We start from the raw sequence: 22,310 nt of genomic DNA, 5'->3' as shown, positions 1-22,310 counted from the left end.
AGCGAAAGGAAACACAATGAGCAACGCAAAGGCTGTCTCTGACGCCACGTTCGAAGATGATGTCCTCAAGAACGACCGTCCGGTCATCGTCGATTTCTGGGCAGAATGGTGCGGACCCTGCCGCCAGGTTGGCCCGGTTCTCGATCAGATTGCCGAAGAACACGCGGGCAAGGTCGACGTCGTGAAGTTGAACGTGGACGAAAACGGTGAAACGGCTGCGAAGTACGGCATCACCTCGATTCCCGCGATCTACGTGTTCAAGGACGGCGACGTCGCCAAGACCTCTGTCGGGGCCAAGCCGAAGGCCGTCCTGGAGAAGGAATTCGCCGAATTCCTCGGCTGACTCTCTCGTCAGCTGACACCCCGAAACAAAGACGCCGCCTCGTTTCACGTGAAACGAGGCGGCGTCTTTGTAGTTACATCAATCCCCGCTCAGGAGGAATCCGGGGCACCTACTCCCCCCCTCTCCCCCCCCCCCCCCCCCGATCTTCGGGTCCAGAACAGTAATGATCCTGTTCAGATCGTCGACCGATGCGAACTCGATCGTCATCTTGCCCTTGCGAGCTCCCAGATTGATTTTCACGTTCGTATCGAGCTTGTCCGAGAACGCGTCTGCAATGTAGTCCAGTCGTTCGTGGTGCTTATTCGGGGTCGCGGGCTTCCTTGGCTTCTGCTCGCCCTTCTCTGCCGCGCCCGACTGAATAATCTCCTCGACCGAACGAACTGACAGGCCCTCGGCCACAATGCGCTGCGCGAGGCGCTCCATGGCCGCAGGATCGGTCAGAGCCAATAGCGCACGTGCATGGCCCGCGGAGAGAATTCCGGCGGCCACCCGACGCTGGACCAAGGCAGGAAGGTGCAGCAACCGGATGGTATTGGAGATCTGCGGCCTTGACCGGCCGATTTTCAGGGCCAGCTCATCCTGGGTTGTACCGAACTCGTTGAGAAGCTGTTGATACGCGGCCGCTTCTTCCAAGGGGTTGAGTTGGCTCCTGTGGAGATTCTCCAGCAGTGCATCGCGCAACAAATCAACGTCTTGGGTTTGGCGAACGATCGCGGGAATGGTCTCGAGACCGGCCCTCTGGGTAGCTCGCCAGCGTCGCTCACCCATCACGAGTTCGTACTTGGCGTCACCCTCTTCCCGACTTGGACGAATCACGATGGGTTGGAGAAGCCCGATTTCCCGGATGGAGTGGACTAGCTCCTCCATCTCGTCTTCATCAAATTCCTGTCGTGGTTGCTTCCGGTTGGGGTGAATGTCAGAGACCGGGATCTCACCAAAATGCGCCCCTGGCACGGGAATCAGGGTAGGACCCTCCGCTTCCCCATTGGCAGTCTCCTCAGGCTGGGCTGTCGATGAAGAAGCGGTCGCATTCTGCACCGTTTCACGTGAAACGGACTGATTCGTGCCCGACTTCTTGTCTTCTGCGGAATCAGTAGAAGCACCGCTTGCAGGAACGGCGGATTCATCGATCGACTTCTCGGCGGAGCCCAGGGGCTCACGCCGGTTGTCCAGCCCGGAGCTTGAGTCCGGGGCATCAGCACTCGCCGACTCCGACGGTTGGAAGAAGAAGTCCACGGGCCGGCGGCCACCCGCACTCTTTCGCAACGCCGCGCCCATGTCTGCCCTGGGGGTGCTGGATTTTCGAGTACCGCGTGCCTTGCCGTCCGAGCCCGAGGCGCCCTCCGACCCGGCGGTCTTCTGCGACGACCTGCCTTTGGGCCCGGTTCCCTCGGTCGAGTTCTCAGACACCTTCGACGATTTGTTCGATGAACTACTGGACGTCCGACGTGACGATGTCTTACCGGACGTCTGGGACGACTCCTTGCCGTCGGCGCCGGAATTCTCGTTCTTTCGACCAGCCGATGCGGCACTCGCCTTCCCGTTCTTGGCTTTGGACTGTGTGCCGGATCTGTTCTCCCGATTCTCGCCGGAGCCCTTGGTCGAGCTTGCGTTCGATTTCTTGAAGGCAGCGGACGTCTTGGATGCGCGAGCAGTCGATGCCTCACTTGTTTCACGTGAAACGCCGCCTTCGGGCTCCACCTTCCCATTTGGCCCAGACGTGCTGTCGACCCCTTGTTCCTCGGACTCCCCTGCTGGTGAGCTCGGAATGAGCGATCCCAAGCCCCGGCCCAGTCCACGTCTCTTTTCAGCCACGGTGCTCCTTCTTCATATGTTGGGTACTGACTCCAGTCTATAGTGCCCCAACAGCATTGTTGGCAATGCGGTCGGTCCGGCACCATCTATTTCATGTCATTCGTGCACCTTACGAACTGGAGTCCGCGGCGACCGTTTCACGTGAAACCGTGGACAATGATGTGCAGGAGTCCGGCGCTCAATCAACGGAGTAGGCTGCTGGTCCTGTTCTCTTCGATCCGGTGCGGTCGGACCCTCGGCATCCACTCCTGCCTCGTCCGTGTCACGTGAAACGGGGTGCATGCACAACGGCAGGACTAGGCCACGTGACCACACGGACACCAGGGCCGTTCCCGATATTTACCGACAGGCCACAGCGCCACTAGATACTATCGAATGAATCCTTTGCACCCCGCGGCCAAACCTGCGCCTGGCGCTGAACTCACCATGGACCTCGGGGGTTCACATTCACAGGCTTCGACACTTTTCCACGTACAAGCGAGTTGGTATTCCTACTCCCGGTTTCACGTGAAACGGGCCAAATGAACGTACGACCACAGAACCAGCCCCGGAAGGATCTGACGCGCCTCATGCCTACGTTCCGAAGTCACGATCAGCGTACTGTTCCTTGAGCCGACGCGCCCAAAACCGTCCATCTATCACGCGTGGACGAGCTTGCAGTACGTTTCACGTGAAACGGTGACACTCTTGAGGCTCCAGGATTGGGGGAAACCCGCTACTTCCAGGTCCACACCGTGGTAGGGACGAAGTAGGGGCATTCGCGGATCGTTTCACGTGAAACGGCCGCGCTTCCAGACCATGTCGGATAGCCAGAACCAGCTCGGCCTCAACCGCCGCGCAGGTCCTCAGGCGTCACTTGCCTTGGCCGTTCTAAGCTCAACCGATTGCGCAACACTTTCACGGACACCAACGAACGCTCTCTGAGCGACGGGGAAAAAGACCACGCGACGTGCACATGCGCGATGGGAGCAGAACGTCGATCAGTTGGGACTCAGTTCGTGCCTCGCTGCGCTATTTCTACAGCTGCTTCGAGGTAGGACAATGCACCCGTGGACTGAGGGTCGTACGTCAGCACAGTCTGCTGGTAACTCGGAGCTTCGGATATCCGGACGGACCTGGGAATCATGGCATTCAGAACCTCGTCCGGGAAGTGCTGCCTGACCTCGTCCGCGACTTGCGACGCCAGATTGGTTCGACCGTCATACATCGTCAGGAGAATCGTGCTGACCCGAAGCGTGGGGTTCAAGTGCTTTTGCACCAATTCGATATTCTTGAGGAGCTGACTCAACCCTTCGAGTGCGTAGTACTCGCACTGAATGGGTATCAGAACCTCTTTGGCGGCCACGAACGCATTGATCGTGAGTAGGCCCAGGGACGGCGGGCAGTCGATGAAGATGTAGTCGAGGCGGGGGAGTCCCGCTTCCTCACGAGCCTCCGCGTACTCCCGCAGAGCCCGATCCAATCGCTGTTCCCGGGCCACGAGTGACACCAACTCGATCTCGGCTCCCGCCAAGTCGATATTGGATGGAATGCAGTACAGATTGGGGTAATCGGGACACTGCCTGACGACGTCCTTGACGGGCGTCCCCTCGATGAGCACGTCGTAGGTCGAGTCGACGTCCATGCCGTGCTCGATATTCAGTGCCGTCGACGCATTGCCTTGGGGATCGATGTCCACGACCAGCGTCTCGAAGCCACGGTCCGCCATGGCCGCCGCCAGGTTGACCGCCGTGCTCGTTTTGCCGACTCCGCCCTTCTGGTTGCTGATGGTCAGCACTCGCGTGTGATCGGGACGGGGAACCGGTTGCTTGGCCAGCTGCTTCCAGCGCTTCTTCTCGTTCATTAGCTCTCTCGCAACGGGGGATTTGAGGCGGTCCGATATGGCGATCCGCGACGTGATGGAATCGATCGTTTCATGTGAAACATGGCGTCCCTGATCCGGAACAACCGTTTCGGATTGATCTTGTGGGTTGGGTGGCATCCCGTCGTCGGGTGCCCTATGTCTTCCTACCACCAGGTCTCCATTTCACGATCCGATGCTTGATTACACCTCAATCCAGGGTACCCGTTCAGGCTTTAAGGAAGTGGCACGATCCCGTTGTGTGGACGAAACACACTCGAAGGCGCGAACGCCCGCCGGAGTCCGCCTCACAGCGCCACAGGACGCTCAGAGGCCGATGTGGACCACTGTCGTCGGTTGTTCGAGGACATCTTCCCCGACTGTGACGATCTCTGTGGACCTCACCCCGTACTTGTCGAGCTTCTTCTTCGACTTCTGGATCTCTTCCTCGGCCGATTTGCCCTTCAGGGCCAAGAGCTGCCCCGTACCTCGCAACAGAGGCAACGTAATGTCCAGCAACCCGACGAGGGCGGATACTGCTCTGGCGGTCACGACGTCGACGTCGATGTCACCGACCAATTGCTCCGCACGGCCGCGTCGCAGGTCGACGTTCTCGATTCCGAGGTCCTCGATCACCTCGTCCAGCCATATGATCCGGCGTTCGAGGGGTTCGATGAGCGTGATGTCGAGGTCGGGCCGGGCAATGGCCAGGCACAGACCGGGCAGGCCCGCGCCGGAGCCCACGTCGGCAACACGCTGGTCCGGCCCGATGAGCTCCTGGACCACAGCGCAGTTGAGGACGTGCCTGGACCAGAGGCGGGGGAGCTCTCTGGGGCCTATCAGGCCACGCTCGATGCCGCTGGTCGCCAGGTGCTCTACATAGCGTTCCGCCTGGGGAAGGCGATCTCCGAACACCGATGTCGCCGCGAGGAGGTCTTCACCGGAGAGTTCGATCTTCTCGGAGCTCACGCGTCACCCTCGACGACGTCGTCCCTTGTTGCCTCGACCGAGATGACGATGTGCCGCTTCGATCCCTCGCCCTCGGATTCGGAGTGCAATCCGTTCTCGGCCACGATGTCGTGGACGATCTTGCGTTCGTACGGGCTCAACGGTTTGAGGTGGCATGCATTGCCCGAATCCTTGACCGAGGCGATGGCGTCCTCTGCCATGGTCTTCAGCTCATCTCCACGACGATCCCTGTAACCGGCGACGTCGAGAATCAGACGTGACCGCTGCCCCGTGGAAGCGAGCACGGAGAGCCGAACCAGTTCCTGCAGAGCATCCAAAACCTCACCACGGCGGCCGACCAGCAGTTCCAGGTCCTCTTCGTTCTCCTCGGTCACCACGGAGATGTACGCGCGGTTCTGGCGGACCTCGATGTCGATGTCCCCGTCCAGGTCCGCGATGTCGAGAAGTTCTTCCAGATAGTCGGCGGCGATTTCACTCTCGTCTTCGCCGCTGACCTCGGCGTCACCGGAAACGACCTCGTCGTCGTTTCCCTCGGCGGGCTCTTCTGCCGCGGTCTCGGTCGGCGTCGTTTCCGGCTCTGCAGCCTTGTCCGGGGTGCCGAGTTCATCCGTCCGCTCCTGGTTCGCGGACCGGTCCGGCGTTTCCTCGTTCTGTTCGACCATCGGTTCTCCTGCTCCGCACCGGTGAGCCGGCGCAGTCATCGATTCGACCGCTCAGTGCACCTCGCACGAGCTGCATACGGTGTGGACGGCATGGAACATTCCGAGCCGCCACACGCCCGCTAGTTCTTCTTTTTCTTCTTCTGCCGGTTCTTGCTCACCGGCTGGTTCCGCTGACCGCCCTGGGCGCGCTCACGCTGTGCCTCGAGCTCCGCCTCGTGCTCTTCACGGGACTTGCCGACAGGGGGAAGTCCCTTGGCCGCCCGGCGCTCGTTGAGCTCTTTCTCGGCCTGGGAACCGGCCGTGGGATTGTTGCGGATGACCCACCACTGCTGACCCATGGCCCAGAAGTTCGAGACGGTCCAGTAGACGAGCACACCGAGCGGGAAGTTGATACCACCCACGGCGAAGATGATCGGGAACAGATACATGAGCATCTGCTGCTGCCGATACATCGGGGATTCCTTGGCCTGGGCGCTCATGTTCTTGGCCGTGAGCTGCCGCTGGGTGATGAACTGGCTCAAGGACATGGCCACGATCATGATGATGGCCAGAGCAATCGTGCTCGTGTGGTTACCGTTGCCCGGATGAGTCAGCGTCGAGAACAGGGGGGCGCCGAGGATGAAGGCGTCGTTGAACTGGTGGACCATGTCGGCCGAAAGCACCAGGATGCCTTCGTGATTTCCCGAGGCCGCGGGAACCCCGCGGAGAACCTGCAGGAGCCCGAAGAACACGGGCATCTGCACGATGATCGGGAAACACGAGGAGAGGGGATTGGCTCCCTTGCTCTTGTACAGGGCCATCTGCTCCTGCGCCATGGCCTGGCGGGACAGCTGGTCCTTCTTTCCCTTGTACTTGGCCTGGATCTTGGCCATTTCGGGCTGAAGCTCCTGCATGCCGCGCATGGACTTGATCTGCTTCAGGAACAGCGGAACCGTCAGGATACGCATGACGAAGGTCATGAACACGATGGCGAGGACCCACGTCCAACCGGAGGCCGGATCCATGCCAATGGCAGTGAACAAACTGTGGAAGACCCACAGGACCGCGGAGACGATCCATTTGAAGGGCCACAGAATGATGTCGATTGGGTTCATCAGGAATTGACTCCTAGCCCCGAGGCTGGTGGGGCATCGTGTTCTCCGCTTCTGGCGGATGGTTCAACAGCAAGATCTTCGGTTCGCGTCCCGGCGCGAATTTGCGCCGACCGGCGGGCACGGGGTCCACACCTCCGGTTGCCCAGGGGTGACACCTCAACAATCGTCTCACGGTCAGACCGGTTCCTCGGACGAGACCGTGAATAGCGACCGCTTCGAGCCCGTAGGCCGAGCAGGTAGGAAAATATCTGCAGACATCTCCGTACAGGGGAGAGACAATCCGTCGGTACGCCCGGAGGAACGCGATCGCGAGGTTCTGAGGGAACGTCCACAGGGCGTGAACCCACCCATCCGGGTGCACGTATTCTCTCGGCGCCGACGCGAGGCGCTCTTCCGGGGAACCGTCCGACGGATTCCGGCTCATTCCGTGTTCACTGTTCATCGCGTGCGCCGACGATCGAGGGGTCACGGCCTTCTTCGAAATCCGGCTCGCCGAGCTTCTTCCGGAGGCTGCGCCGTGCGCTGCGATAGTCGCGGGCCAGGTCGTCCCACGTTGCGTCGGCCGACGCCGGCAACGCCCGGACCACGAACGCGAGGCCGTTCGGATTCTCCCGCACGGACTCGGCGGCCAGCTCGCGAAGTCTCCTCTTGACCCTGTTGCGCACGACGGCGTTGCCCACGGCCTTCGACACCACGAATCCGGCGATGCTGGGGGATGAGCCCTCTGATCGGCTCGCATATAGAACTAAGTTCCGGCGTCCGCTTCGGACGCCGGAACGTGTAGTCATTGAGAACTGTGTGGACGTCCTCATTCGGTGCTGTTGTGCCAGCACGTCAAGGCTCCTTCAACGCGAACCGGATGGCGTCTGAGCCCCGGTGGAAACCATGACTCAGGAGACGCCCCTTCGAGAGGGGAGTCGGTCAGGCCGAAACGGAAGCGCGACCCTTGGAACGGCGGTTCGCCAGGATGGCGCGGCCGGCGCGGGTGCGCATACGAAGACGGAAGCCGTGCTTCTTGGCACGACGGCGGTTATTCGGCTGAAAAGTCCGCTTGCTCACTGTGGTAACTCCAAGACTGTTTGTTCGGGCCTGCCCGTTCAGGGGACCTTGCGGGCGATGTTCATGCGAAGGAACACGAGGCAGGCGCTTTCGGTTCTGCTGCGCCGTCGGAGTTCTGCTGCCCTCCGGGTCCCAGAAGACGGCGGAATCGGGCACGCGGGCACAATCCGACGCACAGACGACTAACAAACAATACGAGCACACCGAGCTGGTGGTCAAGTCCCGCACCCCGCGAACCGACGTCCCGCGACGAAGAACACCGTCGTGTCCGGCCACGGGGTTCGTTCCTCCGCCGGACCCACCACGTTGTGCATTCGGCTCGATGCACAGCTGTGGATAATCCCAAATTTTTCTGCCGGCCCACAGGCCGCGGGATGACGGGAAACTACAAACCTGTGATTACAGTTTCCCGCGAATTCGAGCGCCAGACGCCCGGATTTATGACCTAAGCTAGCTAGAGCCATCCACGGTTGTCCACATTTTCCACAGCTGTGGAGAACGATGTGGAGAACTTGGGTACAGCCCGTGGATGAGCGGCCTGGGCATCGTCATTCTCTGCCGTTTCCGCGTCCTTTGACGGACCGGACGCGGGGTTCGCGGGTGTCGAAGGCTGTGTCAGATGTCCCCCTCGACAACAAGGAGAACAGTGAGCATTCAGGGCAACAACGAGATCCAGGCCCAGTGGGACGCCTGCATTGCTGATCTCCAGGCAAACGCCGCCATCGCCCGCCGCTTGCGCGCTTTTCTTCCCCTCGCCAAGCCCCAAGGCCTTTTCGGGACGACGCTCATCGTTGCTGTCCCGAACGAGTTCACCCGTGGGATCTTCCAGTCGGATATCCATGAGGCGTTCAAGGACGCGATCTCGACGTCCTTCGGCGAGAACATCACGGAAGCCTTCGTGATCGATCCGGAGATGGATGTCTCCGAACCGCAGTCGACGGCGTCGTCGGCCTCTGCCGAACAGCCCCGGAACGAATCCGTGAACAACGACGCCGCCGCTCCCGCCGCCGCGTCGGCTGGAAACGTTCCTCAGCCAGAACCGTCGGTCGCTCACGAGAATTCGGTCACCGTCTCCGGCGTGCCGATCCCTCCGATCAATGAGCTCGAGGCCGAGCGCGGGCACGCCACGTCGCACACGTCGCCTCTGGACAGGCAGCCCACGGATCTCGCTTCCGGGTCACGCAGCGATGAGGTCCAGTTGCCCGCTCCCAGGGTCGATCCGCCCGCCCAGGAACGAGATATTCCGAAGGAATCATACGAGCGTTCTCAGGGCGATATCGAATGGGACAGCTCGGCCCGTCTGAACGACAAGTACATGTTCGACACCTTCGTGATCGGTCAGTCCAACCGCTTCGCCCATGCCGCTGCGCTGGCCGTGGCCGAGAATCCGGCCAGCGCGTACAACCCTTTGTTCGTGTACGGGGACTCCGGGCTCGGAAAGACCCACCTTCTGCACGCGATCGGCCACTACGCCAAGCGGTTCTACCCGAATCACCGGGTCAGGTATGTGAACTCGGAGGAATTCACCAACGACTTCATCAACTCCATCCGCGACGACGAGGGATCGAGTTTCAAGCAGATCTACCGCAATGTCGATCTGTTGCTCATTGACGACATCCAGTTCCTGGCGGGCAAGGAGCACACCCAGGAAGAGTTCTTCCATACGTTCAACGCGCTGCACAACCACAAGAAGCAGATCGTGATCACGTCGGATCTGCCGCCCAAACAGCTCTCGGGCTTTGCAGAGCGTATGCGGTCGCGCTTCGAGTGGGGACTGATCACGGATGTCCAGCCGCCCGAGCTGGAGACCCGCATCGCGATTCTCCGGAAGAAGGCCCAGAACGAGAATCTGGATGCGCCCGGCGACGTCATGGAATACATCGCCTCCAACATCACCACGAATATCCGTGAGCTCGAGGGCGCCCTGATCCGGGTCACGGCCTTTGCTTCGCTGAACAAGCAACGGGTCGATCTTCCGTTGGCGGAGTTGGTGCTCAAGGACCTCATCACGGATGACGGCGTCCCGGAGATCACCGCGTCCGCGATCTTGGGTCAGACGGCCAACTACTTCGAGATTTCTCTGGAGGAGCTGCGCAGCAAGTCTCGCAACAGGACACTCGTGACGGCCCGCCAGATCGCCATGTATTTGCTCCGCGAGCTGACCGACATGTCCCTGCCGAAAATCGGCCAGGAATTCGGGGGACGCGACCATACGACCGTGATGCACGCCGATCGCAAGATCCGGAAGCTCATGGCCGAGCGCAGGCAGATCTTCAATCAGGTCACCGAGCTGACCAACCGCATCAAGCAACAGCAGCGCGAAGGCTGACCCCTGTCCACAGTTCCGCGGGATACCGCCCCAAGACCTGTTTATTAACACCTGTGGACAACTCTGTGGATCAATGCCCTTTTTCTGTGGAGCTTAAGGGGACAGCCGGGCCGGCGCTGTGAAATCGCCGTCAGAGCGCCCGAAAGTCTTCACATCGGCTCCACCGGTGCCCTCGATTTAAACCACAAATTTTCTACAGACTCGATGGCATCCTGGTGCGGATGAAGGCGGTTATCCACAGTATCCACACGGGTTATTAACACTACCCATCGTTTAAAGAGATCATTCCGAATAACAAAGTTCCGCTCCGAGGCCTGCCGGCGGGACCAGGTGCGACCCCAGTCGCCCAAGGAATCGGTAATTACAAGAATCCTATGGAGACTCCGTCTCCGGTAGGCTCTGTCCTAGGACTCACCATCTTCGAGAGAGGGACTTCGCGCACGTGAAATTCTCAGTTGACCGAGACGTACTGGCCGAAGCCGTCACATGGACGGCTCGCTCCCTCTCACCCCGTCCTCCTGCGCCGGTTCTGTCAGGTCTTCTGATCAAGGCCTCCGGCAACGAGGTCTCGATCGCGAGCTTCGACTACGAGACCTCTGCCAAATTGAACATCGTTGCCGAGGTCCAGGAAGAAGGGGAGACCCTGGTCTCCGGCCGCCTGCTGGCCGACATCTGCCGTTCGTTGCCTTCCGCACCGGTCGATCTGGAAACACGTGACTCGAAGGTCTACCTCACGTGCCGTTCCTCGAAGTTCAACCTCGCTGCCATGCCGGTTTCCGAGTACCCGGAGCTTCCGGCACTTCCGGAGATCTCGGGGACGATCGACGGCGCCGCATTCGCGCACGCGATTTCGCAGACCATCGTTGCGGCCAGCAAGGACGACACCCTCCCGATCCTGACCGGTGTCCGGGTCGAGATCGAGGGATCCACCATGACCCTGCTGGCGACCGACCGCTACCGTCTCGCGATGCGGGAGCTCACCTGGGAGCCCACCGATCCGAACATCTCGACTGCTGCCCTGATCAAGGCCAAAACCCTCAATGAGGTCGCCAAGACCTTGGGCAATGCCGGCCAGATGAACATTGCACTCTCGGATTCCCACGAGCTGGTCGGCTTCGAATCCGGCGGACGACGCACCACGAGCCTGCTGGTCGACGGCGAGTACCCGAAGATCCGGTCCCTGTTCCCCGACCAGACGCCGATCCACGCCGTCGTCAAGACCTCCGAACTGGTCGAGGCCGTACGCCGCGTGTCCCTGGTCGCGGAGAGAAACACACCCGTGCGCCTGGCGTTCTCGCAGGGACAGCTTGCGCTCGACGCCGGTACCGGCGAAGACGCCCAGGCCAACGAAATCCTTGATGCCCGACTCGACGGCGACGACATCACGGTTGCCTTCAACCCGGTCTACCTGAGCGAAGGTCTTCACGCCTTCGGCAGCGAGTACGTGCGCTTCTCGTTCACGACGCCGCCCAAACCAGCGGTTCTGTCGGCTCAGGACGACCTCGAGGGCGACGACGGCAGGGACTACCGTTATCTGCTGATGCCAGTACGCCTGCCCAACCAATAAAGGGGCCGCGAGGTGTACATCGATCACCTCTCGCTCATGGACTTCAGGACCTATGGGTTCCTGGATCTCCCGCTGACCACTGGGCTGACCGTCATGGTCGGCCCGAATGGTGTGGGCAAGACCAACATCGTCGAGGCCGTCGACTACAGCGCAAATTTGGCCTCCCACCGAGTCAGCAACGATGCCCCGCTCATCCGAGTGGGAGCTGACCGTTCGTACATCAGGTCTCGAGTGGTCCGGGGACACCAGCAGACCGTCATGGAACTGGAAATCACTCCTGGCAAGGCCAATCGGGTGCGCATCAATCGTGCCGCTCCCGTGCGGGTCCGGGAGGCGCTGGGTATATGCCAAACCGTCCTGTTCTCGCCGGAAGACCTCGACCTGATCAAGGGGGATCCCGCCGGACGACGTCGTTTCGTGGACGACCTTGCGGTCTCTCTCCGACCCGTTCTGGGCGGGTACCGCGCGGACTACGAAAAAGTCCTGCGCCAGAGGAACGCGCTGCTCAAGTCGCTGCGCAAACAAGGGCCGGGCAAGAAACTGAGCGAGGACGAACGGGCCACGCTCGATGTATGGAACGGGCAACTGGTCAACCTGGGCTCACGCATCATGCAGGCGCGTTTTCAGATTCTCGCTGCCCTGCTGCCCCAAGCGGACCACGCGTACGGGCAACTGACCGATGGGGGCAAGGATCTCGGATTCGTCTACGAATCCTCCGCACTCGGCCCTCGGGACGGTTCGGACATCACGTCCCTGGCCCGTATTCCGCTTCCGGAATTGGGTTCCATGATGGAGTCGGCCCTCGAAGAGCGAGCGGCCGATGAGATCGAGCGCGGAATGAGTCTCGTGGGTCCGCACCGGGACGAGATCGCACTCATGCTAGGAGATATTCCCGCCAAGGGATATGCTTCTCACGGTGAGACCTGGTCCTACGCGTTGTCCTTGCGGCTCGGGTCCTGGTACCTCCACCAAGCGGATCATGAGGATCCCACGGCATCTCCGATCCTGATTCTCGACGACGTCTTCGCCGAGCTCGATGCCACGCGCCGTTCACGACTGGCTCGCATCGTATCCGGCGCCGAACAAGTCCTGGTCACGTGTGCGGTTGAACAGGACCTTCCCGAAGAATTGGATTCCGCCCGGAGGATTGTGCGGGTCGAGCCGGGCCGGGCCGTCGTCGTCGGCGATGTCACGGCGGCCGACGCCGAACGGGACCCCGAGGGTGATATCGATCCGACGGAACGCGAGGGATCATCGTGAGCTCATTCCGGTCCGACGATCCCAGGGGAGAGAGCGCCCGTCGATCGATGGAACAGAATCGCGTCGATGCCCCGGCGTCGCTCCTTCAACGCCTGCGCACCGCGGCGAAGCAGAGGGGCGAGGGACGGCTGACGGGAAATGCCGCCAAGAAGATCATCCGCGACTTCGGAGACATCGTCTCTGCCGAGCCCGGCACGTCGACCAAGAGGCGTTGGCGCGAGGAAGGCTGGGACCCGCGCACGCTCGGAGGATATACGGGGCCCGGCAAATCCTCGCGGGACCCCCAGGGGCTGGGATCCGTGCTCGATCACATGATCGCCTCACGCGGGTGGAAGGAGCCCGTTGCGGTCAGCAGCGTCCTGGCGCGTTGGTCGGACATCGTGGGCCCCTCGATCGCCGCGCACTCGACGCCGGAGAACTATGAGAACTCCGAGGTCGTGATCCGGTGCGACTCGACCAATTACGCCACCATCCTGCGCACCATGACGCCACAACTCATGCACACCTTCGAGACCGAACTCGGACCGGGCATCGTGACCAAGATCAGCGTGTTCGGACCCAACGTTCCGAGCTGGCGCAAAGGGCGCAGAGTGGCCCCCGGGGGCCGCGGCCCGCGGGACACCTACGGGTAGGCGAGTTCCGTTGCGGGTACCACCCGGTGGTCCCCGCTGTAGATGACGAAGCGGTTGCCGCGCACGAAGCCGGCAAGGGTCATGCCGGCGTCCTTCGCGAGGTCGACGGCCAAGGACGACGGCGCCGAGACGGAGGCCAGCATCGGAATGCCCGCCATCGCGGCCTTCTGGGTGAGTTCGAAACTCGCCCTCCCGGAAACCATCAGCACGTGGTTGCTCAGGGGGAGCTTCCCGTCGAGCAGTGCCCCGCCCAGGACTTTGTCCACGGCGTTGTGCCTGCCCACGTCCTCTCGGATCGAGACCAGTTCGCCGGTTCGCCCGTCGAAAAGGCCAGCCGCATGGAGTCCGCCCGTGCGGTCGAAGACCTTTTGTTTGGCCCGCAGGGTCTCGGGCATCCCCAGAACGAAGTCCTCCGAGAGGCGCATCGGGTCATCGGCCACGGGAAAAAGAGATTTCTGGTGCACCTGGTCAATGCTCGTGCGACCGCACATGCCGCAGGCGCTGGACATCAGAACATTGCGTTCCTGGTAGTGGAACGGCGGGAGCACCCACTTGTGCAGGACGACGTCGACCGTGTTGTCGCCGTCCTCGGCTCCCGGGCCGAAGTCCTTGCGGCAGTATCGAATGGACGAGACCTGCTTGCCGTCGGTGATGACGCCCTCGCTCAGGAGGAACCCGGCGGCCAGGGAGAAGTCCTCGGTCGGCGTCCTCATGGTCACGGCGAGACGACGGCCGTTGACCCGGATTTCGAGCGGTTCTTCGGTGGCCACCATGTCGGCCCGAGAATCGCGATGACCTTCCTGATCAACGCGGATGACTCTGGTGCGGGATTCGCTGCGGCTCATTGGACCCTAGTCCTTCGGTTCCGTGTCGACGCCGGCGTCGCGACGGGTTCGGGCGACCAGGTCGCGTACCTGTTCCGAGAGCTCCTTGAGCTGGTCTTCGGCGGGCACGGTGTCCTCTCCCGCCTCGGACTGCGCGGCCAGACGAAGTCCCAGGGCAACGCCCACGAGGTAGGAACTCGTCGGGGCTCCGGGCCGTACGATGCCGTGAGCCACGTCCTTGGTCATCTCGAGAATCGGGCCGGGCGCCACCACGTCGGACGGCAGGTCGAGTTCGACCGCGACCATCTCGAGCCACTCCGTGAGATTCGGCAGATGCTGATCGGTCATTTCGAACTCTTCGCTTTCTTCTCGACCACCGCGGCGGATTGCGGTGGGCTTTTCGGATGGTGAGGATCGGGAATGGGGCGACGGGCTCATTCCGCTTCTCTTGGGCTCGGGACTGTCTGAGTGTGAACCCACAGGTGCGAGGGTCCGACGCCGTCTGAGGGCCGTCGAAGGCCTGTGAAAGCCACTGACCTCCTCAAAGGATGCTCTGAGCGGAGCGAATTGGCCCCTGTGAGCGCCCGAGTCCGGTAGAATGGATGTCAGATCCAACGGTGGCCAGCTTCGCGATCCGACCACATTGCAATGTTATCGATTTCGCGCACCTGCCCGCCATCCCCAGACCGGACCCCTCGTGGGTCCGGAAGCTAGGAGCTGAAACCTCAAAGTGGCAGCCGAAGAAAATCACGAATACGGTGCGAGCGACATTACGGTCCTCAAGGGACTGGAAGCGGTCCGCAAACGACCGGGCATGTATATCGGTTCCACCGGAGAACGCGGCCTCCACCACCTCGTCTACGAGGTCGTGGACAACTCGGTCGATGAGGCGCTCGCCGGATACTGCGACCACATCGAGATCACGTTGCTCGCCGATGGCGGCGTCAGGGTCGTGGACAACGGCCGAGGCATCCCCGTGGACATGCACCCGACCGAAGGCAAGCCGACCGTTGAAGTGGTCATGACCGTTCTTCACGCGGGCGGTAAGTTCGGTGGCGGGGGATACGCGGTCTCCGGTGGCCTGCACGGCGTCGGCATCTCCGTGGTCAACGCCCTCTCCACGCGGGTGATCACCACGGTGCGCAACCAGGGGTACGTCTGGACCACGAGCTTCCACAACGGAGGCCACATCGATCAGCCGCTCGAACGCGGTGCCGAAACCAGTGAGACCGGTACCGAACAGGTCTTCTACCCGGACCCCGAGATCTTCGAGACGGTCGATTTCGACTACGAAACCCTTCGCGCCCGTTTCCAGCAGATGGCATTCCTGAACAAAGGACTGCGTATCACCCTGACGGACGAGCGGGAAGCCGCCGACTTCGACGACGAGGTTGCCGAGGAGAAGAAGACTTCGGAGCAGAAGCTCAACGAAGAAGGCACCACGTCCGAGGGCTACCGCGTGGTCGTCTACCAGTACGACGACGGCCTTCTCGACTACGTCAAGTTCCTCAACGCCAGCCAGAAGACCAACGTGATCCACGATGACGTCATCGCGCTGGAGGTCGAGGACACCGAGAAAAAGCTCTCCCTCGAGCTGGCCATGCAGTGGACCGAGTCCTACAAGGAATCGGTCCATACCTACGCCAACACCATCAACACCCACGAGGGCGGAACCCACGAAGAAGGATTCCGCACGGCGCTGACCTCACTGATCAACCGGTACGCGCGGGACAACAAGTTGCTGCGGGAGAAGGACGAGAACCTCACGGGCGACGACGTCCGCGAGGGTCTCACCGCGGTGATTTCCGTCAAAATCGCCGAGCCCCAGTTCGAGGGCCAGACCAAGACCAAGCTCGGCAACTCGGAGGTCAAGACCTTCGTGCAGCGTGAGGTCTGGGACCAGATGGGGGACTGGCTCGAACGCAACCCCAACGAAGCCAAGGACATCGTCCGGCGTTCGATCACCGCCGCCCAGGCCCGTATGGCAGCGCGCAAGGCTCGCGAGACCACACGCCGCAAAGGTTTGCTGGAGTCCGGCGGAATGCCGGGGAAACTCAAGGACTGCTCCTCCAAGAACCCGGAGATCTCGGAGATCTACCTCGTCGAGGGCGACTCGGCGGGCGGCTCCGCGGTCCAGGGGCGCGACCCCGAACGGCAGGCGATCCTTCCCCTGCGAGGCAAGATCCTGAACGTGGAGCGTGCGCGGCTGGACCGTGCCCTCTCCAACGCCGAGGTCCAATCGATGATTACCGCCTTCGGTGCGGGCATCGGCGAAGAGTTCCAGATCGAGAAGGCCCGGTACCACAAGATCGTTCTGATGGCGGATGCCGATGTCGACGGCCAGCACATCACCACCCTTCTGCTGACCCTGCTCTTCCGCTTCATGCGTCCGCTGATCGAAGCCGGATACGTGTATCTCGCCCAACCTCCGCTGTACCGGATCAAGTGGTCCAATGCCCCGGACGACTACGTGTTCACGGATGCGGAGAGGGACGAGGCGGTTGCTCGCGGGCTGGCCAACAACCAGCGCCTTCCCAAGGAGAACGGCATCCAGCGCTACAAGGGTCTGGGCGAGATGGACTACAGCGAGCTGTGGGAAACGACCATGGACCCGGAGCACAGGACGCTTCTCCAGGTGACCATGGACGATGCCGCCGCGGCCGACCAGGTCTTCTCTGTGCTGATGGGCGAGGACGTCGAATCCCGCCGCGAATTCATTCAGAAGAACGCCAAGGACATCCGGTTCCTCGATATCTAGCCGAAGCCGAATATTTGGCATGAGGCATATATCGGCACCGAGAGACTGAAGACTTTCAGCAGGACGGAACACAGAGAAACATGAGCACCGAAGACAACGGTTCGAATCAGAATCCTCAGGAGGGCGCCCCCATCGAGGGCGAGGTCGTGGGCGGCGACGTCGCGGCCACCACGGGCACCGACCGAGTCGAGCACGTGGACCTCCAGACCGAGATGCAGCGGTCGTACCTCGATTACGCGATGGCCGTGATCGTCGGCCGTGCACTCCCGGACGTGCGAGATGGCCTGAAACCGGTTCACCGGCGCGTCATCTACGCGATGTACGACGGCGGATACCGGCCGGACCGCTCCTTCAACAAGTGCGCCCGCGTGGTCGGCGAGGTCATGGGTCAGTACCACCCCCACGGTGACTCCGCCATCTACGACACCTTGGTGCGTCTGATCCAGAACTGGATCATGAGGTATCCGCTCGCGCTGGGACAAGGAAACTTCGGTTCCCCCGGCAACGACGGCGCCGCTGCGCCTCGGTACACCGAGTGCAAGATGGCACCGCTGGCCATGGAGATGGTGCGGGACATCCAGGAAGACACCGTCGACTTCCAGGACAACTACGACGGCAAGAACCAGGAACCCGTGGTGCTTCCCGCACGGTTCCCCAACCTGCTGGTCAACGGGTCCTCCGGCATCGCGGTGGGCATGGCGACCAACATTCCCCCGCACAACCTGCGCGAGGTCGCCGAGGGTGTTCAGTGGTACCTGGAGCACCCCGAGGCGGACAACGAGGAATTGCTCGATGCCCTGATCGCTCGCATCAAGGGACCCGATTTCCCCACGGGCGCCCAGATCCTGGGTCACAAGGGAATTGAGGACGCCTACCGGACTGGGCGCGGCTCAATCACGATGCGCGCGGTCGTCGACGTGGAAGAAATCCACGGTCGCACGTGCCTCGTGATCACGGAACTGCCCTACCAGGCCAATCCGGACAACCTGGCGATCAAAATCGCCGATCTGATCCGCGAGGGCAAGATCAGCGGCATCGCCGATCTCCGGGACGAGACCTCGGGCCGCACGGGCCAGCGCCTCGTCGTCGTCCTCAAACGGGACGCGGTCGCCAAGGTGGTGCTGAACAACCTCTACAAGCACACCCAGTTGCAGGAGAACTTCTCCGCCAACATGCTCGCGATCGTGGACGGTGTGCCCCGGACGCTTTCGCTGGATGCCTTCATTCGCCACTGGGTTCAGCACCAGATGGACGTCATCGTCCGGAGAACGCGGTTCCGCCTGCGCCAGGCCGAGGAAGAAGCCCACATTCTGCGGGGGCTCCTCAAGGCGCTGGACGCCCTCGACGAGGTCATTCAGCTGATCCGCAACTCGTCCACGGCCGACGACGCCCGCACGGGGCTCATGGAATTCCTGGACATCGACGAAGCCCAGGCCCAGGCCATTCTGAACATGCAGCTGCGCCGTCTCGCCGCACTGGAGCGCAAGAAGATCCAGGACCGGCACGACGAACTCATGCGTCTGATCGAGGAATACAAGGAGATCATCGACTCCGAACAGCGCCAACGCGACCTCATCTCGGAGGAAATGCGGGACGTGGTCAACCGTTACGGCGACGACCGTCGGACGCAGATTCTCATGGGCTACGACGGCGACATGTCGATCGAGGACCTCATCCCCGAGGAAGACATGGTCGTCACGATCACGCGCGGCGGATACGTCAAGCGGACCCGCATCGACCAGTACAGATCGCAACACCGTGGCGGCAAGGGGATCCGCGGGGCCCAGTTGCGCGGCGACGACGTCGTCGAGCATCTCGTGGTCACGACCACCCACAACTGGATCCTGTTCTTCACGAACTTCGGGCGCGTCTACCGCACCAAGGCCTACGAACTCATCGAGGCAGGGCGGGATGCGAAGGGGCAGCACGTGGCCAACCTGCTGGCCTTCCAGCCGGACGAGAAGATCCAGAGGGTCATGGCCCTGCGCACCTATGAGGATGCGCCGTACCTGGTTCTGGCCACCAAGCACGGTCTGATCAAGAAATCGCGCCTCAGCGACTACGACACGAACCGGACCTCGGGCGTCATCGCGATCAATCTGCGGGAGGACGACGAACTCATCTCCGCGCAGCTCACCCACTCGAACGACGACCTCATGCTCATCTCCCGCAAGGGGCAGTCCCTCAGGTTCACGGCGACCGACGACGCGCTCCGGCCGATGGGCCGCGCAACCAGCGGTGTGACCGGCATGAAGTTCCGGGACGGCGACGAACTCTTGGCCGCCAACGTGGTCACCGATGATTCTTACGTCTTCGTGGTGACCGAAGGCGGCTACGCCAAGAGGACCAAGGTCGATGAATACCGGGTCCAGGGGCGTGGCGGTCTGGGCATCAAGGTGGCCAAACTCGTCGAGGACCGCGGAGATCTGGTCGGTGGCCTGATCGTCGGTGCCGACGACGAAGTCCTGGTCGTCATGCAGTCCGGTAAGGTCGCCCGGTCCCTCGTGTCGGAAGTTCCTGCCAAGGGCCGGGACACCATGGGCGTAATATTTGCCAAGCCTGGCAAGAGCGACAGGATTCTTTCCATCGCCCGAAATCAGGACAAGGGCATTGACGAAGGCCAAGAGATTGCCGACGACGGTTCCGTTGAGGTGCTGGACGGCGAAAATGAAGTACCGTTGGACAACGGTACTGAACAGACCGATACTCCGGCCGAGTCGGAAACTTCATCACACGGAGGTAATGAGTGAGCACGAACAATCCTGGTAACGCGGCGGGGAAACCTTCCGCGTCCGCGAGCTCCTCTGCGCAAAAGCCCGCGGACAACCGACGCAAACCGGCCGCTGGTTCCGGACGCGGAGATTCGGTGACCGCTTCCAAGTCCGCTCCCACGAACGGGCCCGCGAACGGCAACAAGCGCCAGGCCTCCTCGAACGGCCGACCGCTCGTTCGACCCGCGCCCCGGTCCAAGGTGCGTCGCGCGCACCTGACCGTGGCCAAGGTTGATCTCTGGTCGATCGCCAAGCTGGTTTTCCTGTTGTCCGTGGCCGTCGGGATCGTCGTGGTCGTGGCCAGTGTGATCCTGTGGCTCGTCTTCGACATCACGGGCATCTTCGGTGGCATCGACTCGGTGCTCTCCATGCTCTCGAGCCAGGGCAACGCCGTGTCCATCACGGACTACTTGTCCCTGGGTCAGGTGGCGCTCTACGCGACGATCCTCTCCATCGTGAACGTGGTGCTGATGACCCTGCTGGGTGTCATTTCGGCTTTCCTGTACAACATCGCCGCCCGCCTCGTGGGCGGCGTGGGAGTCACGCTGACGGACGACTGATCGGGGTGCCTCCCTGTGCGGGAGGTCACCCCTGGCCTGATTTGGCCCGGACCGGGTCGTCATGTAATGTTTAATCTCGGTCCGAGGGCCAATAAGGGCGTATAGCTCAGACGGTTAGAGCGCTTCGCTGATAACGAAGAGGTCCCAGGTTCAATTCCTGGTACGCCCACAATCCTTTTCACGAGGAGGTTCCCATGAGGAAAACGCTGGCGGCTCTTGCAGCCGGCGCGGTAGCCTTTGTGGTGACCAAACGTGTGAAGGACGCTCAGGAAACCAAGGAAACCTGGAAGGCTTCCACAGACACGGTTGACTGACCCTCGGGGGCGTGGCGCAATTGGTAGCGCATCTGCTTTGCAAGCAGAGGGTTAGGGGTTCGAGTCCCCTCGCCTCCACCGAACACAGAGGACCCGGCATCGAGCCGGGTCCTCTTTTTTGTACTCCTACCGTGATGGTACGTCCCCCATCGGAACGGGTCACCCGGGTGTTGCGGCTCCGCGGCGTCGTCGGCCGGAGGAATCACCCGGCCAAGGACTACTCCCGGCCGACGTGGACCGGACGACTTGCCCACGTGCCGAATCCCAACTGGACCACCAGGAGCAACCCCAAAATGCTCAGGGGAACCGTCCACGAACCGGTCAGTGAATGAGCCGCACCGATTCCCAACGGTCCCAGGCCAGCCAACAGGTAACCGAACCCCTGCGACATCGTGGACAACTGCCCCGTGTGATGAGTATCAGGGGAGCGCCACACAATGTAGGTGAGTGACAAACTGATGGATGCACCCTGGCCCAGTCCGAGCATGGTCATCCAGAGATAGGACCCCGCAAGGGGCATCACACCGACCCCGAGATACGCGACCCCGGTCAGTGCCACCGCCACCGCAACCGGAAGCCACGTGGGACGGATCCGTTGCGCCACCACGGGTGGCACCAATGACGCGAGGATTCCCGGGAATGCGGAGAAGGACAACATCCATCCCGCTGTACCGGGATCCATCCCGGCGTCCTATGCCCGAATCCCGCCACGTGCAAAAAAAATCCCGAGCAGATCCAGCTGCTGGGGAACGATGAACACACGCCGGCATACGCCCACGATCGCGGGCATATCGTCTATCCCTCCACAGGGGTTCTGTCGATGGTGACCGAGGACGGGTCCTGGGTTGCTCCAACCAATCGAGCCGTGTGGATTCCGGCGGGTTTCGTGCATCAGCACCGCGCCCACGGAAGCACCGATATGCGGATCGCATTCATGTCCGAGAGCATGGCAGAACTCCTGCCCCAGAGGCCCGCGGTGTTTGCACTGACTCCAGTGGCCAGGGAAGCCGTCGTGGCACTGACGGAGCCGTCCTCGCGATCGTTCGAGGCCCGTGACTGGCTGAGGAGACTCATCATCGACGAATTCTCTGCGGCGCCGGAAGAGCCGCTGGACCTTCCCGAATCGCACGAGGACCGTCTGCTGGCGGCAACACACCTGGTGGGTCGGGACCTCGAGGAGCCCATGACCCTGGCGGATCTGGGCCGCCGCATCGGTGCGAGCGAGAGGACCCTCAGTCGGCTGTTCCACCAGGAAACCGGGATGAGCTACAGGCAGTGGCGTATTCAATTGAGGGTCCACAGGTCCCTGATCATGCTGACCGAGCGGGTGTCCGTGGTAGACACGGCTATTGCTTGCGGTTGGTCCAACCCCAGTGGTTTCATAGAGGCTTTCGTGTCGCTGGTAGGGATGATACCGGGCAAGTACCAGCAATCGTTACGCTGATCGCCACCAGCGGTTCAAGCGCGACGATGATTGCCGAAATCACAGTCCGACGGCGGCGAAGTTAACCTT

21 protein-coding genes and 2 tRNA genes are annotated in these 22,310 nt (G+C 61.8%); 12 read left to right on the top strand and 11 right to left on the bottom strand.

Going from position 1 to position 22,310, the window contains the following annotated elements; all coding sequences use genetic code 11:
- The first annotated feature begins 16 nt into the window (after nucleotides 1-16).
- A complete protein-coding gene (trxA, locus tag ACTSLZ_RS02050; protein WP_129315974.1) occupies nucleotides 17-343 on the top strand; it encodes a thioredoxin in 327 nt (108 codons plus the stop codon).
- Between the two features lie 78 nt (nucleotides 344-421).
- Here the strand turns inward: trxA and ACTSLZ_RS02045 are convergent, their stop codons facing one another.
- From ACTSLZ_RS02045 to rpmH, 8 genes are all read right to left on the bottom strand, one after another.
- The gene (locus ACTSLZ_RS02045) at nucleotides 422-1,579 is read right to left on the bottom strand and encodes a ParB/RepB/Spo0J family partition protein (protein ID WP_443096079.1); all 1,158 of its coding nucleotides are present in this window, start codon (nucleotides 1,577-1,579) and stop codon (nucleotides 422-424) included.
- A 1,570-nt stretch (nucleotides 1,580-3,149) separates the two neighbouring features.
- Nucleotides 3,150-4,139 carry a ParA family protein gene (locus ACTSLZ_RS02040; protein ID WP_443095541.1) on the bottom strand — a complete coding sequence of 330 codons (990 nt, stop codon included), beginning with the start codon at nucleotides 4,137-4,139 and terminating at the stop codon, nucleotides 3,150-3,152.
- Between the two features lie 186 nt (nucleotides 4,140-4,325).
- Nucleotides 4,326-4,967 carry a 16S rRNA (guanine(527)-N(7))-methyltransferase RsmG gene (rsmG, locus tag ACTSLZ_RS02035; RefSeq protein WP_443095540.1) on the bottom strand — a complete coding sequence of 214 codons (642 nt, stop codon included), beginning with the start codon at nucleotides 4,965-4,967 and terminating at the stop codon, nucleotides 4,326-4,328.
- Nucleotides 4,964-5,629 carry a Jag family protein gene (locus ACTSLZ_RS02030; RefSeq protein ID WP_443095539.1) on the bottom strand — a complete coding sequence of 222 codons (666 nt, stop codon included), beginning with the start codon at nucleotides 5,627-5,629 and terminating at the stop codon, nucleotides 4,964-4,966. The genes rsmG and ACTSLZ_RS02030 overlap by 4 nt, the downstream gene beginning before the upstream one ends.
- Nucleotides 5,630-5,748: 119 nt before the next feature.
- The gene (yidC, locus tag ACTSLZ_RS02025; RefSeq protein WP_129315977.1) at nucleotides 5,749-6,723 is read right to left on the bottom strand and encodes a membrane protein insertase YidC; all 975 of its coding nucleotides are present in this window, start codon (nucleotides 6,721-6,723) and stop codon (nucleotides 5,749-5,751) included.
- Between the two features lie 13 nt (nucleotides 6,724-6,736).
- Nucleotides 6,737-7,165, bottom strand: a complete 429-nt coding sequence (gene yidD / locus ACTSLZ_RS02020) for a membrane protein insertion efficiency factor YidD (RefSeq protein WP_443096078.1) — start codon at nucleotides 7,163-7,165, stop codon at nucleotides 6,737-6,739.
- Complete coding sequence (gene rnpA / locus ACTSLZ_RS02015; protein ID WP_443095538.1) at nucleotides 7,155-7,556, bottom strand: ribonuclease P protein component; 402 nt, start codon at nucleotides 7,554-7,556, stop codon at nucleotides 7,155-7,157. The genes yidD and rnpA overlap by 11 nt, the downstream gene beginning before the upstream one ends.
- Nucleotides 7,557-7,644: 88 nt before the next feature.
- The gene (gene rpmH / locus ACTSLZ_RS02010) at nucleotides 7,645-7,782 is read right to left on the bottom strand and encodes a 50S ribosomal protein L34 (RefSeq protein ID WP_129315980.1); all 138 of its coding nucleotides are present in this window, start codon (nucleotides 7,780-7,782) and stop codon (nucleotides 7,645-7,647) included.
- Nucleotides 7,783-8,428: 646 nt separating this feature from the next.
- On the opposite strand from rpmH, the gene dnaA reads away from it, so the two are divergent.
- The 4 genes from dnaA to ACTSLZ_RS01990 all read left to right on the top strand — a co-directional run bounded on the left by dnaA (nucleotide 8,429) and on the right by ACTSLZ_RS01990 (nucleotide 13,570).
- Complete coding sequence (gene dnaA, locus ACTSLZ_RS02005) at nucleotides 8,429-10,111, top strand: chromosomal replication initiator protein DnaA (protein ID WP_443095537.1); 1,683 nt, start codon at nucleotides 8,429-8,431, stop codon at nucleotides 10,109-10,111.
- A gap of 442 nt (nucleotides 10,112-10,553) precedes the next feature.
- Nucleotides 10,554-11,678 (top strand): DNA polymerase III subunit beta, encoded by a 1,125-nt coding sequence (gene dnaN, locus ACTSLZ_RS02000; RefSeq protein WP_443095536.1) that lies wholly within the window; start codon nucleotides 10,554-10,556, stop codon nucleotides 11,676-11,678.
- 12 nt (nucleotides 11,679-11,690) lie between these two features.
- Entirely contained in the window at nucleotides 11,691-12,938 is a 1,248-nt protein-coding gene (gene recF / locus ACTSLZ_RS01995; RefSeq protein WP_397555388.1) for a DNA replication/repair protein RecF, read from the top strand.
- On the top strand, nucleotides 12,935-13,570 hold the full coding sequence (locus ACTSLZ_RS01990; RefSeq protein ID WP_238692419.1) for a DUF721 domain-containing protein: 636 nt from the start codon (nucleotides 12,935-12,937) through the stop codon (nucleotides 13,568-13,570). The genes recF and ACTSLZ_RS01990 overlap by 4 nt, the downstream gene beginning before the upstream one ends.
- Here the strand turns inward: ACTSLZ_RS01990 and fdhD are convergent.
- Complete coding sequence (gene fdhD / locus ACTSLZ_RS01985; protein WP_129315984.1) at nucleotides 13,561-14,415, bottom strand: formate dehydrogenase accessory sulfurtransferase FdhD; 855 nt, start codon at nucleotides 14,413-14,415, stop codon at nucleotides 13,561-13,563. The genes ACTSLZ_RS01990 and fdhD overlap by 10 nt on opposite strands.
- A gap of 6 nt (nucleotides 14,416-14,421) precedes the next feature.
- Nucleotides 14,422-14,742: a DUF6457 domain-containing protein gene (locus tag ACTSLZ_RS01980; RefSeq protein WP_397555386.1), complete on the bottom strand. Its 321-nt coding sequence runs from the start codon at nucleotides 14,740-14,742 to the stop codon at nucleotides 14,422-14,424.
- Between the two features lie 382 nt (nucleotides 14,743-15,124).
- On the opposite strand from ACTSLZ_RS01980, the gene gyrB reads away from it, so the two are divergent.
- The 6 genes from gyrB to ACTSLZ_RS01950 all read left to right on the top strand — a co-directional run bounded on the left by gyrB (nucleotide 15,125) and on the right by ACTSLZ_RS01950 (nucleotide 20,875).
- The gene (gyrB, locus tag ACTSLZ_RS01975) at nucleotides 15,125-17,152 is read left to right on the top strand and encodes a DNA topoisomerase (ATP-hydrolyzing) subunit B (RefSeq protein WP_129315986.1); all 2,028 of its coding nucleotides are present in this window, start codon (nucleotides 15,125-15,127) and stop codon (nucleotides 17,150-17,152) included.
- A gap of 80 nt (nucleotides 17,153-17,232) precedes the next feature.
- Entirely contained in the window at nucleotides 17,233-19,902 is a 2,670-nt protein-coding gene (gene gyrA / locus ACTSLZ_RS01970) for a DNA gyrase subunit A (protein ID WP_129315987.1), read from the top strand.
- Complete coding sequence (locus ACTSLZ_RS01965; protein WP_443095535.1) at nucleotides 19,899-20,483, top strand: DUF3566 domain-containing protein; 585 nt, start codon at nucleotides 19,899-19,901, stop codon at nucleotides 20,481-20,483. Before gyrA ends, ACTSLZ_RS01965 begins: the two co-directional genes overlap by 4 nt.
- A 95-nt stretch (nucleotides 20,484-20,578) precedes the next feature.
- Nucleotides 20,579-20,652: transfer RNA gene (locus ACTSLZ_RS01960), tRNA-Ile, on the top strand.
- A 25-nt stretch (nucleotides 20,653-20,677) separates the two neighbouring features.
- Nucleotides 20,678-20,797: a DLW-39 family protein gene (locus ACTSLZ_RS01955; RefSeq protein ID WP_443095534.1), complete on the top strand. Its 120-nt coding sequence runs from the start codon at nucleotides 20,678-20,680 to the stop codon at nucleotides 20,795-20,797.
- A 5-nt stretch (nucleotides 20,798-20,802) separates the two neighbouring features.
- Nucleotides 20,803-20,875: transfer RNA gene (locus tag ACTSLZ_RS01950), tRNA-Ala, on the top strand.
- Nucleotides 20,876-21,014: 139 nt separating this feature from the next.
- Here the strand turns inward: ACTSLZ_RS01950 and ACTSLZ_RS01945 are convergent.
- Nucleotides 21,015-21,479 (bottom strand): hypothetical protein, encoded by a 465-nt coding sequence (locus ACTSLZ_RS01945; protein ID WP_443095533.1) that lies wholly within the window; start codon nucleotides 21,477-21,479, stop codon nucleotides 21,015-21,017.
- 237 nt (nucleotides 21,480-21,716) lie between these two features.
- On the opposite strand from ACTSLZ_RS01945, the gene ACTSLZ_RS01940 reads away from it, so the two are divergent.
- Nucleotides 21,717-22,241, top strand: a complete 525-nt coding sequence (locus ACTSLZ_RS01940; protein WP_443095532.1) for a helix-turn-helix domain-containing protein — start codon at nucleotides 21,717-21,719, stop codon at nucleotides 22,239-22,241.
- Nucleotides 22,242-22,310: the final 69 nt, after the last annotated feature.

Origin of the sequence: Rothia koreensis, assembly GCF_052232265.1 — a bacterium.
GTDB lineage: Bacteria > Actinomycetota > Actinomycetes > Actinomycetales > Micrococcaceae > Rothia > Rothia koreensis.
The sequence above is the reverse complement of the archived record's forward strand: the minus strand, read 5'-3'. Positions and strand labels throughout refer to the sequence as shown.